Origin of the sequence: Vibrio aquimaris (assembly GCF_009363415.1) — a bacterium.
GTDB lineage: Bacteria > Pseudomonadota > Gammaproteobacteria > Enterobacterales > Vibrionaceae > Vibrio > Vibrio aquimaris.
In genome coordinates this window covers 642,437-655,814 of sequence record NZ_CP045351.1, presented here as the reverse complement: position 1 = coordinate 655,814, position 13,378 = coordinate 642,437, and the positions used below count along the sequence as shown (strand labels likewise).

Below are 13,378 nucleotides of genomic sequence, written 5' to 3'. Positions count from 1 at the left end.
AATGAAAACTCCATCTCTGCACAGAAGCGAGAGTATGCCTGAAATCTCACTCCGCACAGAGACTGACGGCACTAAACCTGAAGCGCTTCGATGTATTCCCTCTCTGCAGAGAAGCAAGAGTATGCCTGAAAGCTTATCTCGCAAAGTGGCTGAAGATAAGAAACCAGCCAAGCTTGAAAGTGCTGAATCCTTGCTAGAAGTAAGTCAAGTGGATGGTGAGCCTAGTGATATCGACACGAAAGGGAAAAGCTCGACAACAACAGATAAGGATGAACATACCAGAAGAACAAAGAAGTTGAGTGATACTAGCGGCAGACTTAGTCATAAGAAAAAAGCGAAACTTCATTTTGTGGGCGGACTCATTTTACTGGGTCTTGGTGGTGGTCTTTTTTTTGTCATCCCACCATTAGGCGCTCTTACTTTCTTTGGGGGCAATACTTTGCTTTGTTGGATGCATGGTGGCCGGAAATTTAGTGTACCTCTTCAAGAGGAGGAACAGCCTAAAGAGCCGCCAAAGGAAAGTGACAAAGAGTCCGAAGAAGCGAAAAAACCAGAAGAAAAGCCCCAGCCTTCTCAACTATTGAAGCCAGAAAGTATTTCTGAGGACGAACCTAGGCCTGACGATAGCACAGATGGTTGTCCGTTTGGACCTGGGGATAGGTTCATTATTAACGGTCTTCTCGTGATTGTTGGTGGTAAGCCAGCTGAAGCTAAAGAGAGCTCGACAGATCAAGAGACGCCTGAGTCAGAGGGAGTGAATGTTAACTCTCCTGGAGGCGATACCTATATCCCAAATAATTATTATGGTGACATATCCGAGCAAATTTCAACTGCAAGAGAGCACCTAACCGATGAACAGTTTGCAACGTTATGGGGCTCACAGAAAGCAATAGTAAACGCTATCCAAAGCGTAGTGGATACACCGTCAAATAGTAAGCCATCCATTGCAGCTGATAGTGCAGATGATGATGGTTTTATCGACGCGTCGACCTTGGTGGTTGAGGGTGAGGATGTTAGACAAGCGGAGCGAAGACCGAGACAGCCTAATGCGGGTACGCAGGCGACTTCCTCAGCAGCAGAACAATCTGAGGCCCCAAAGAATAAGGGTCCAGTACGCTTGACTGCGGGGGCTGTGAGTGGGTCTAACTATGAAGCAGGTCCGAGGCACAATGTGGTCCCATCGGACTTGAAGCCAGCCTCGACCTTGTTTGATCCGGTTTCTTCTAGTCAGGGTACGCAAGGTCATCAGGAGCCTCAACAAGCCAAGACTACAACGGATAGTAAGCCATCCATTGCAGCTGATAGTGCAGATGATGATGGTTTTATCGACGCGTCGACCTTGGTGGTTGAGGGTGAGGATGTTAGACAAGCGGAGCGAAGACCGAGACAGCCTAATGCGGGTACGCAGGCGACTTCCTCAGCAGCAGAACAATCTGAGGCCCCAAAGAATAAGGGTCCAGTACGCTTGACTGCGGGGGCTGTGAGTGGGTCTAACTATGAAGCAGGTCCGAGGCACAATGTGGTCCCATCGGACTTGAAGCCAGCCTCGACCTTGTTTGATCCGGTTTCTTCTAGTCAGGGTACGCAAGGTCATCAGGAGCCTCAACAAGCCAAGACTACAACGGATAGTAAGCCATCCATTGCAGCTGATAGTGCAGATGATGATGGTTTTATCGACGCGTCGACCTTGGTGGTTGAGGGTGAGGATGTTAGACAAGCGGAGCGAAGACCGAGACAGCCTAATGCGGGTACGCAGGCGACTTCCTCAGCAGCAGAACAATCTGAGGCCCCAAAGAATAAGGGTCCAGTACGCTTGACTGCGGGGGCTGTGAGTGGGTCTAACTATGAAGCAGGTCCGAGGCACAATGTGGCCTCATCGGACTTGAAGCCAGCCTCGACCTTGTTTGATCCGGTTTCTTCTAGTCAGGGTACGCAAGGTCATCAGGAGCCTCAACAAGCCAAGACTACAACGGATAGTAAGCCATCCATTGCAGCTGATAGTGCAGATGATGATGGTTTTATCGACGCGTCGACCTTGGTGGTTGAGGGTGAGGATGTTAGACAAGCGGAGCGAAGACCGAGACAGCCTAATGCGGGTACGCAGGCGACTTCCTCAGCAGCAGAACAATCTGAGGCCCCAAAGAATAAGGGTCCAGTACGCTTGACTGCGGGGGCTGTGAGTGGGTCTAACTATGAAGCAGGTCCGAGGCACAATGTGGTCTCATCGGGTTCGAATCCAACTTCACCTCAGGGGGAGCAACGCCCTCAAGTATCGGATGATAAAGAGAGTGGTCAGCCAGTTGTAGGCGCTGAAGCATCAAGTCAACCTGATGCATTGACCAATAAGGGTCCAGTACGCTTGACCGCGGGTGCAGTGAGTGGGTCTAACTATGAACCGGGTCCGAGGCACAATGTGGTCTCATCGGGTTCGAATCCTACTTCACCTCAGGGGGAGCAACGCCCTCAAGTATCGGATGATAAAGAGAGTGGTCAGCCAGTTGTAGGCGCTGAAGCATCAAGTCAACCTGATGCATCGACCAATAAGGGTCCAGTACGCTTGACCGCGGGGGCAGTAAGTGGGTCTAACTATGAATCGGGTCCGAGGTACAATGTGGTCTCATCGGGTTCGAATCCTGCTTCACCTCAGGGTGAGCAGCGCCCTCAAGGATCTAATGATAAAGAGGGTGGTCAGCCAGTTGTAAGCGCTGAAGCATCAAGCCAACCTGATGCATCGACCAATAAGGGTCCAGTACGCTTGACTGCGGGGGCAGTAAGTGGGTCTAACTATGAATCGGGTCCGAGGCACAATGTGGTCTCATCGGACTTGAAGCCAGCCTCGACCTTGTTTGATCCGGTTTCTTCTAGTCAGGGTACGCAAGGTCATCAGGAGCCTCAACAAGCCAAGACTACAACGGATAGTAAGCCATCCATTGCAGCTGATAGTGCAGATGATGATGGTTTTATCGACGCGTCGACCTTGGTGGTTGAGGGTGAGGATGTTAGACAAGCGGAGCGAAGACCGAGACAGCCTAATGCGGGTACGCAGGCGACTTCCTCAGCAGCAGAACAATCTGAGGCCCCAAAGAATAAGGGTCCAGTACGCTTGACTGCGGGGGCTGTGAGTGGGTCTAACTATGAAGCAGGTCCGAGGCACAATGTGGTTTCATCGGGTTCGAATCCAACTTCACCTCAGGGGGAGCAACGCCCTCAAGTATCGGATGATAAAGAGAGTGGTCAGCCAGTTGTAGGCGCTGAAGCATCAAGTCAACCTGATGCATCGACCAATAAGGGTCCAGTACGCTTGACTGCGGGGGCAGTAAGTGGGTCTAACTATGAATCGGGTCCGAGGCACAATGTGGTCTCATCGGGTTCGAATCCTGCTTCACCTCAGGGTGAGCAGCGCCCTCAAGGATCTGATGATAAAGAGGGTGGTCAGCCAGTTGTAAGCGCTGATGCATCAAGTCAACCTGATGCATCGACCAATAAGGGTCCAGTACGCTTGACTGCGGGGGCAGTAAGTGGGTCTAACTATGAATCGGGTCCGAGGCACAATGTGGTCTCATCGGGTTCGAATCCTGCTTCACCTCAGGGTGAGCCGCGCCCTCAAGGATCTGATGTTAAAGAGGGTGGTCAGCCAGTTGTAAGCGCTGATGCATCAAGCCAACCTGATGCATCGGCCAATAAGGTTCCAGTACGCTTGACCGCGGGGGCAGCAAGTGGGTCTAACTATGAATCGGGTCCGAGGCACAATGTGGTCTCATCGGGTTCGAATCCTGCTTCACCTCAGGGTGAGCAGCGCCCTCAAGGATCTGATGATAAAGAGGGTGGTCAGCCAGTTGTAAGCGCTGATGCATCAAGCCAACCTGATGCATCGACCAATAAGGGTCCAATACGCTTGACTGCGGGGGCAGTAAGTGGGTCTAACTATGAATCGGGTCCGAGGCACAATGTGGTCTCATCGGGTTCGAATCCTGCTTCACCTCAGGGTGAGCAGCGCCCTCAAGGATCTGATGATAAAGAGGGTGGTCAGCCAGTTGTAAGCGCTGATGCATCAAGCCAACCTGATGCATCGGCCAATAAGGGTCCAGTACGCTTGACCGCGGGGGCAGTAAGTGGGTCTAACTATGAATCGGGTCCGAGGCACAATGTGGTCTCATCGGGTTCGAATCCTGCTTCACCTCAGGGGCAGCCGCGCCCTCAAGGATCTGATGATAAAGAGGGTGGTCAGCCAGTTGTAAGCGCTGATGCATCAAGTCAACCTGATGCATCGACCAATAAGGGTCCAGTACGCTTGACTGCGGGGGCAGTAAGTGGGTCTAACTATGAATCGGGTCCGAGGCACAATGTGGTCTCATCGGGTTCGAATCCTGCTTCACCTCAGGGTGAGCCGCGCCCTCAAGGATCTGATGTTAAAGAGGGTGGTCAGCCAGTTGTAAGCGCTGATGCATCAAGCCAACCTGATGCATCGGCCAATAAGGGTCCAGTACGCTTGACCGCGGGGGCAGCAAGTGGGTCTAACTATGAATCGGGTCCGAGGCACAATGTGGTCTCATCGGGTTCGAATCCTGCTTCACCTCAGGGTGAGCAGCGCCCTCAAGGATCTGATGATAAAGAGGGTGGTCAGCCAGTTGTAAGCGCTGATGCATCAAGCCAACCTGATGCATCGACCAATAAGGGTCCAGTACGCTTGACTGCGGGGGCAGTAAGTGGGTCTAACTATGAACCAGGTCCGAGGCACAATGTGGTCCCATCGGACTCGAAGCCAGCCTCGACCTTGTTTGATCCGGTTTCTTCTAGTCAGGGTACGCAAGGTCATCAGGAGCCTCAACAAGCCAAGACTACAACGGATAGTAAGCCATCCATTGCAGCTGATAGTGCAGATGATGATGGTTTTATCGACGCGTCGACCTTGGTGGTTGAGGGTGAGGATGTTAGACAAGCGGAGCGAAGACCGAGACAGCCTAATGCGGGTACGCAGGCGACTTCCTCAGCAGCAGAACAATCTGAGGCCCCAAAGAATAAGGGTCCAGTACGCTTGACTGCGGGGGCAGTAAGTGGGTCTAACTATCAAGATACCGGGGAAATCTCTACCACAAAGTTAGAGTCTAAGGTTGACAATCACGTTGGCCAGTTCAGGGCAGAACTGAACATACCGGTCAACGCTAGTACCGACAATCACGTTGGCCAGTTCAGGACAGAACTGAACATACCGGTCAACGCTAGTACCGACAATCACGTTGGCCAGTTCAGGACAGAACTGAACATACCGGTCAACGCTAGTACCGACAATCACGTTGGCCAGTTCAGGACAGAATTGAACATACCGGTCAACTCTGGTGTCGACAATCACGCTGGTCGGTTCAGGACGGAACTGGTTATACCGATCGACTCTAGGAATGCGGTGCGTAAAGAAAGGGAAAATCAGAAAGTTTCAATCCTGAAAGAAGATAATGGCCAAAACACCCTGTCTTATGGTAACCATGACGATAAGGTGATATTAAGTGTCGGTTCTTGGTCTAATTCAAAAAATAGATTGCGTCAACCAACCATTCATTCCGTAAATATGCAAAATTTAGCTAGGCAAAAGATGCAAGGTAAACAGACGGAGGAAACCAGTGGATTGCATATTATCGGTGGGTACGCTTTCTATGTCGCTGATGAGACGAAGTATCACAGGCTTTATGAATAAAGCTTCCTAAATCCTACATAGCGTAAAAAAAGACTAAGTTCAGGTTTAGTCTTTTTTTTTCTTTTGAGCCATGAATACTTTGTCCAGTAAGCTTAGCGCCACTGATGAAATGAGGTGTTTCTTTTGTACATTGAACTTGAACCAGAGCAGCGAGTGATTCCGAAGATCACGTTTAAGCGCAATCATAATTCCAACGTTATAAAAAAGTCAGAAGTCCGTTGTTTCCAAGAAGCTCAGGCGCTTGTGATGGCAATGCAAGAGCGTGCTGATGAATGTCAATCCATTCTTGAGCAGCAAGTGATTCAGATGATTGAAGATAAGGAAAAAGCGCTTAACGAGTATGTTGAAGAGTCCTATAACAATGTGATTGAAAACTGGGTCGAGTGGCAAAATGACTGGTTTGATAATGCGGAATCAAAACTCGGTGATTTACTCAAGGCGCAGCAGAAACAGCTTGATGAACTTAAAGAAGAATTGAAGGAATCAGTAATCACAGCGGTGAAAGAGCGTTTGGTTAAGCTCAACCAAAGTGAACACCTGATCGGTCACTTGGTAGAAGTGCTTCACGCGGAAGTAGACGATGAAGCGAGAAATCTATCCGTTGAGAAAACGATTGAAGAAAATGGCGTAACGTTAACGATCGAGAATGAAGACAGTATCGTTAGCATCAACACGGCTAGTTTAATTACTGAGCTGAGATCAAGTCTGGATCAATTATGAAGCAATTGTTTAAAGGGCAGTCGTTACTGTTTAATCCGAGTAGTGTCATTATTGCATTGCTTTTGCCGACCATTATTTTGGTTACACTACCCGGTGGTGTCATTGACGCGTTTATCTTAGTCAGCTTTATTAGCTCAGCGCTATTGCTTGTCATCATGCTTGAAAATGATGAGCCATTAAAAGTGACTTTTTTGCCGACAGTTGTACTGCTTCTAACCACTTTTCGTCTGTTACTTTCTATTGCAACAACCCGAAATATCATCGCCAATGAAGATGTAGGAGATGTGATCGAGACGGTTGGTGAGTTTGTAATGGGTGGAAATCTTATTTCTGGTCTGTTGATCTTTGTCATCATCACTATTGTTCAATTTTTGGTGGTGACCAAAGGTGGTGAACGTGTTGCAGAAGTTGGCGCTCGTTTCTCTCTGGATGCATTACCCGGAAGACAGATGACCATAGATGGTGATTTAAAAAGTGGATTAATCACTGGTGAACAAGCTCAAAAATTGCGTGCAGACTTGAGCACGGAGAACAAACTTTTCGGCTCTCTTGATGGCGCGATGAAGTTTGTAAAAGGTGACTCTATTGCTGGTATTTTGATCAGCTTGGTCAACCTATTTGGTGGTATCTATGTTGGAATTAATCAGTTCGATCTCTCTCTATCAGAAAGTGTGAGCCGTTTTTCTGTTCTGACTATCGGTGACGGACTGGTCTCGCAAATACCAAGTTTACTTTTATCTATGGCATGTGGGGTATATCTCACACGTATTAAGGGTGCCGAAGAAGAATCTAGCCCTTTCATGGGGCAGCTGATGACGCAAATAGGCTCATTTTGGAAAAGCCTATTGATTATCGGTGGAGTGATTTTTGTCCTAGGTGCTTTAAATAGTAACTTACTGTACGTCTGTGTGCCGTTAGCTTTTGTTTGTGTGTTGATAGCGTTTTTTCTCTGGCGTAGACAGGGGCAGCCTGCTGGTACTATGAGCTTTGAGCCATCAGGTTCGGGTTTGTATGAGTCACTAAAATTTGTACTACGTGATAATAGTCATCAAACCTTAGTTCAGCGTCGAGTTGAAGATATTGAACGCGTTTTATGGGGGCAAGCACTTGGCACTCCTTCAATTGACTTTGATAGCCAAATGGAAAGTGACATCGAGGTGTATATCTCTGATATTTGTGTGTTCAAATTTAGCCAAAGTGATTCACAAGATATGATCGAAGTGTTGGGTGATGAAGTGTTTGTTCGTCAAGACGATGTACTTACCAATATTTCAAGCATTGCAAACTACTTTCTCAGAAAGCGTATGGTTGAAAAATATAACCTTCAATACACCAGTAATATCATTGAAGGTCTAGCTGCTCAGAGCGAGGTCATGAAAAATGAGATTGACTCCGCCATTGGACTAAACCGCGTTCATGATGTGATGAAGGAAATGATTCGTGCGCCGGAGTTTTACCTAGATCGAGTCAGTTTTTTTGAAGCCTTGATATATTGGTCACGAGTTGAAAGTGAGCCGAAAAACTGGCTGATTCGTATCCGAAGCCAAGCTCGATATGAGATTACATCAAGACTATTGGGTGAAGAGGAAGGTATTCACGTTGCTCTATTGACACCAGAAATTACTGAAGCAATTGAGTCCTATGTGATGGGTGAAGTTGAAGATGTTGACCGCCTTATACAGATACAACATGGCTTAAGAAAAGAAATACTCCGTTTAACAACCCAATATGGCCGTAAACCAGTTCTAGTTGTAAACGACAGTGAAATAAACCCAGTAAAAGCTTTCTTCCAACAGGTAATGTCGACCTTGTTAATATGTAGCCATGGCGATATTACCGATCAGGCATACGTAACAAGTTCAGAACCTCTTCAGGTTACATCTTAAAGAGGCATTAAATGGAGTCAACTGAACCTAAAAAATACCCGCCCACGGAGAAAAAACTGCGCGATCTTAAAAAGAAAGGGCAGTTTCCGAAAACGGAACTAGCTGAGCCGACATTAGAATTAATTGTCTTTGCTATTGTATTTATTGGTTTAATTTACTTCATGTTTGAAAATGCCAATTATTGGATGGAAGAGATTCTCTATGCCGATCTCCATGTTGGGTTTAGCTTGATGTATTCTTTGATTGCGGCGGTAATCGGAAGCTTAATGTTAGTAAAACTCATCATGGCAATTATCGATTGGGTGTTGATCAATAAAAATGTGATCAATACCGAATCTCTCGGATTGAAGATGGAGAAAATTCATCCGGTTACCGGGTTTAAGAACATTTTTGGCATTGAGGCGATGTCACGTTCATTGCGTAAAGTATTAGAGTTACTGTTTCTTCTTTTCTTGCTCAAGTATGTGTTCGATATTGCTGGAGAGGAGCTAAATACACTCAAGCAAGTCAATAATCGTAGCTTTTTTCTTTACAATTTCATTTTTTATATGTTGCTGGTTTCTTTGATGTTCTTCGTTTATGGCCTTTGTGTAGGTTGCGTAGATTTCTTAGTTGAGCAATATCACTTTCGGCAAAAAAACCGGATGACTTTCACCGAAATGAAAAATGAAATGAAGGAAACGGAAGGATCGCCTGAAATTAAATCTGAGCGTAAACGTAAGATGCGCGAGATTATGGATGCACCTGTAACCAAGGGAAGAAAGCCCACTTTTGCGTTAGCGAATCCGACTCACATACTTGTTCCTGTATGTTACGACAGAAATATAGACAAAGCGCCGGTGGTTCTTAAAATTTGTACAGATTCATTAGCGCAAGAAGAGAAAGCACGCCTAAAAGCGATGAATATACCGATTATTGAGCACAAGCCACTGGCTAGAGCTTTTTATCATAAGATGAAACATGGTGAAGACTTCATTCCTAAAGAGTTTTATCGGGATGTTGCCATGATACTTTCAGCTTTAAATAAGCAGAAGAAAAAATGAAGATGAACAAAAACATTTGCCTTACCTCAGCATTATTACTATTACTTGGTGGATGCAGTAACCAGATTCGCGACGACAATCTTGTACTCGACTATGACTGGAAACCCGATGTATATAACTTGGTGCTGGTTGAAGTTGCTGATGCGGATAACTTTCAGCTCTGGGTACGCAGAGCACCCGAGTACACTGAAGGTTCCGCTCATCATAAAGCATGTGTCGAAGTGGCGGAACCAACCGAGCCAAATCGCTTCTATATTGCTAACCTTAATACATATGGGTTAACTGAAGTAAAAAGTTGCGAGGGAGATTATACCGCAGCGAACAATATAGTTGCACCGAATCAAAATCGTGGCTTTGGAGGAGATGAGTGGAGAGATGTATACGGGGTATCGACCAGTTTACTCGATAACTCTAACTTATTGTTGAAGTTTGAAAGTCTGTTTCCTGTTAATGAGTATAAGCTGACTCGAGAAGGCCGTTCGACATTGCTTTCGACTATTGAAGAATTGCAAAAGTGGCCGCTAGATTCCCTTACTGTTTATGGCGTTGCTGACTCTTCAGGGACTTACGCAAACAACCGTGAATTAGCAGATAAGAGAGCGAGAGTAACACGTGACTTTTTGATCGAAGAAGGGTTGAGAAATGTACCTATCCAAGTGCGAGGTAGTGTTGAAAATGGTTTATCGACCTCGGAGCAGAGAGTGACTCAGAGACGTTTTATGATTGAGGTAAAACTAAAAAAGTATGAAAAATAGAAAATTCTCTCTGTTAATAAATGAATTTGTACATCTAAACCAGAGCAGTGAGCTCAAGATTGATGGCAATAATGTTCTGGTTTGTCACTATGGAGAGAGGCAAATTGTTATTGAAGATGGATCGCGAGTTGGACTTGAAGGACAGCTAATTTTGTTGTCGGAGTTGGAAAATAAGAATTTGACGCCAGAAATGGCGGTTAAGCTTAATGCTGATTTTCACGTAACCGCAAACGGGTATATCGGTCGAATATCAGATAAAGATTACTATATAAGAAATCTTTTACTTCCTGAACATCCTCAAAAACTTCAGCAACTTCTTAGTCAGTTTGCTGCTCAAGCTGACTTATTGCACATTGAGATCAAGAGTCATGTGGTTGATTGAATTTGTTGATGGCCATTTAAATGGTGTATGTCTACCTTTAGAGCAGAGCTTTGTTCTGACAGGCAATAAAGAAGCACGGGCTGAAAATTTATTATCAGTTCCAGAGTATTTTTCTAGTACCACCGAGTTAAAGTTTGAAGTAAAGGACAAGAAAATTCACGTTGTAGGTTTGTCGCGTGGAAACAAAGTTACCACTGTAAACGCAAATCGTATCTACAAATTTAAGGGACTGAGCTTTTTTGTTTTTCAAGAAGGTAGTAGGAGACCTGCATTACGACGACATCGTTTCAGGCAATATAAACCCCTAGTCGTTTTTACCTTTGTACTCAATGTCGCTACAGCAGCAGCCCTTTATTTAGGGGTGATTAACCACCAACAGTCCCAAGTTGCAAACTATTTAGATGCAATTGGATCTGGTTACATTAAGGATGGTGAATTATTTGCGTTCAATCAAAATGCTGTTACCAGCTTACCTGAATTTCTTCAGCGTAATATTACACTTGTTGAGTCTAATGACTATTTAAGAGTGAGTCGATTGGATATTGATTTAATTTCAACATATACAGGTAAGCCACTAGTTGGTCGGTTGGTATCAAAAGCCGATAGAGATGAAATTGTCATTGATACTCGCGAGCAAGACATTCAGATCATGGCATTATTTGGTGATTATGGCTTGGGCTTTGCTAAGCAAGATGATTATTGGCTGGTTTCTGATCGTACCAAAGCGAGTCAAATACTAAAATCAGCGGGCTTAAGCTCTGTCATTGCTCAGCTTAAATCTCGAAAAGATGAAACTCAGATTATTACAAGTAGTGAGTTTCCATATGCAATTTTTTACTCCACCAAATCAGGTGGTTATATATACGACCAGCAAGGACGTTATTGGGAAGGAAGCACAGTCCCACGTCTAGGGGTCATCCAATCCATCACCCGCGACAAAGTCGTATTTAAGGATGGACAAAAAACACGAGTTTACCTCATTCAACCTTAATTAGGAGAATTATATGTCAGAAGTTAACTTTAGAGTATCTCCGACTGTCGCCGCGTTAGAATCAAACAGCGATATGGAGGCTGTGATTGCAAAAAGTAGCCCTGTAGTACAGCGAGCCGCTGCTGCTAGTCCACAAGCTACCTCACCAACTTCACAGTCTCTATTTTCAGCGGGCTTTAGCGACCCTTTGGATTTGATCGATGACTTGTTGAGTATGTACATTACTACGCAAACTGAGGCAGCCGATAAACTGTCGAAAGAGATTGAAGCAAAGTCCAAAGCGATTGCTGATATTAACAGCCTTTGGGGTGAGATCATGGTAGATGCGTTGGCAAACGTCGATGACGCTGATAAGGAGAATGGTTTCGGGCCAGGGAAAAATGGTACTGAGACTCTTAGTTCGAGTACTCTGCTTAAGATTGAAGAGATCATCCAGGAAACGACGGGTGAGGACATCTCTGTTATTTTAGGCGGCTCCGGTTATTACAGATTAGATAGTAGTGGTCACGTCACTAATAGTATCGATAACACCGCTAGAATCGTTTGTAGTTGTACGTATGACCAACTCCAAGAAATGAACGCAAGAATGACGGCATATTGTGACAAGATCCAAGTTGATTTGGATACGGAGCAGCAAGAATTTAAAAATATGATGACTGAAATCTCTTCTGCACAAGAAGAGCTGCGTGATGTTAGACGTTCTGTTGTTTCCATGTCACAACAGGGATAAATGTGATGAAAATAGCTATAGATGTTGTGGTTGGCCATACCACAATGACGCTAGATGAGCTTAATCAGCTTCAGTCTGGACAAGTAAAACCGTTAACAGATTTTGTTCAATCGCAAGTAATGCTCAAAAGTGGCAATGAATTAATCGCAACGGGTACGTTAATTAAGGTTGATGAGCAATATTGTGTGTCAATTGACGAAATTAACGAGTCAAAAAATTAATTCTTATATATCAACAATTAAGGCAATCGAAAACGATTGCCTTTTTTGATATTTTTATTTTTATATATTTTTTATTGTCAGATCTAACAAAATCACGGTTTTTTTCATAATTTTTTCATCCTTTTTTTTGAAAACTAGTACATTCTCTGTCTGGCCGATGTCATGGTTCGCTAGTGCGCGAATCTTAATTACAAATTGAATCAGCAAAACCAAATATGATGTTGGCATTGAGGTTCCGAGTTATTAATTGTTGTCTGTTAATTGTTCGGATGAATAGCATAGGGTAAAAAGAACTGAGAGTAGGGTTGAATAATGGATAGAAATTACGTTCTGGGTAATCAGGTGATTTTTGACATTCTAAAGCGTGAAATAGTTGCAAGTGATCAAGCCGTGAGCTTGGGTGGACGTGAAGCTGCAATACTTAAGTTGTTGTGTGAACAAGGCAACAAAGTAATTAGTAAAGATGAAATCCATGAGGAAGTATGGGGTAAGGTATTGGTTAGTGAAACTTCATTGACTAAAGCAATTTCAAATCTTCGTAAATCACTTGGATTATTCGAGGGATTGGCCTGCGAAATTAAAACCGTACCAAAAGAAGGCTATATGCTGATTATTGACGAAGAAGCTGTGGCAGAGTTCTCTGCAGAGGAAATCCCTAGCTTATCGATTAAAAGTATTGCAAGTTCGGTGAAACCAGTGCCTTCTTCCCCTCAATTATTACTGGATACTGAACCTGCAGGAAACATCTCAACAGGGGGAGCATTCTGGCTTACCTTAGTTTTTTCTGCCTCTTTGCTTTCTTCAGCATTAACCACAGGAATTTTGCTGATGGTTCGCTGAAGATCACGTATTGACAAGGGCAGTATCCTTCAGGTAGCCCTTGTCTCTTGTGGTTTTAGTATTTGAAATCTTAGTTTGAGTGAAGGAGATGCTTTGTAACCCTCCGGCTAATATCATGGAA

General features: G+C 44.8%; 10 protein-coding genes. All 10 read left to right on the top strand.

Going from position 1 to position 13,378, the window contains the following annotated elements; translation table 11 throughout:
* Position 1: 1 nt before the first annotated feature.
* Positions 2–5,689 (top strand): hypothetical protein, encoded by a 5,688-nt coding sequence (locus FIV01_RS17345; protein WP_152432234.1) that lies wholly within the window; start codon positions 2–4, stop codon positions 5,687–5,689.
* Between the two features lie 123 nt (positions 5,690–5,812).
* On the top strand, positions 5,813–6,409 hold the full coding sequence (locus FIV01_RS17340) for a hypothetical protein (RefSeq protein WP_152432233.1): 597 nt from the start codon (positions 5,813–5,815) through the stop codon (positions 6,407–6,409).
* Complete coding sequence (locus FIV01_RS17335; RefSeq protein WP_152432232.1) at positions 6,406–8,295, top strand: FHIPEP family type III secretion protein; 1,890 nt, start codon at positions 6,406–6,408, stop codon at positions 8,293–8,295. The genes FIV01_RS17340 and FIV01_RS17335 overlap by 4 nt, the downstream gene beginning before the upstream one ends.
* Before the next feature lie 11 nt (positions 8,296–8,306).
* A complete protein-coding gene (locus tag FIV01_RS17330; protein WP_152432231.1) occupies positions 8,307–9,338 on the top strand; it encodes an EscU/YscU/HrcU family type III secretion system export apparatus switch protein in 1,032 nt (343 codons plus the stop codon).
* The gene (locus tag FIV01_RS17325) at positions 9,335–10,093 is read left to right on the top strand and encodes an OmpA family protein (RefSeq protein ID WP_415846772.1); all 759 of its coding nucleotides are present in this window, start codon (positions 9,335–9,337) and stop codon (positions 10,091–10,093) included. The genes FIV01_RS17330 and FIV01_RS17325 overlap by 4 nt, the downstream gene beginning before the upstream one ends.
* The gene (locus tag FIV01_RS17320; protein ID WP_152432229.1) at positions 10,083–10,475 is read left to right on the top strand and encodes a hypothetical protein; all 393 of its coding nucleotides are present in this window, start codon (positions 10,083–10,085) and stop codon (positions 10,473–10,475) included. The genes FIV01_RS17325 and FIV01_RS17320 overlap by 11 nt, the downstream gene beginning before the upstream one ends.
* Complete coding sequence (locus FIV01_RS17315) at positions 10,462–11,466, top strand: hypothetical protein (protein WP_152432228.1); 1,005 nt, start codon at positions 10,462–10,464, stop codon at positions 11,464–11,466. The genes FIV01_RS17320 and FIV01_RS17315 overlap by 14 nt, the downstream gene beginning before the upstream one ends.
* A gap of 13 nt (positions 11,467–11,479) precedes the next feature.
* Entirely contained in the window at positions 11,480–12,196 is a 717-nt protein-coding gene (locus FIV01_RS17310; RefSeq protein ID WP_152432227.1) for a hypothetical protein, read from the top strand.
* 5 nt (positions 12,197–12,201) lie between these two features.
* On the top strand, positions 12,202–12,417 hold the full coding sequence (locus tag FIV01_RS17305; RefSeq protein WP_114783444.1) for a FliM/FliN family flagellar motor switch protein: 216 nt from the start codon (positions 12,202–12,204) through the stop codon (positions 12,415–12,417).
* 312 nt (positions 12,418–12,729) lie between these two features.
* Entirely contained in the window at positions 12,730–13,257 is a 528-nt protein-coding gene (locus tag FIV01_RS17300) for a winged helix-turn-helix domain-containing protein (protein WP_152432226.1), read from the top strand.
* Positions 13,258–13,378: the final 121 nt, after the last annotated feature.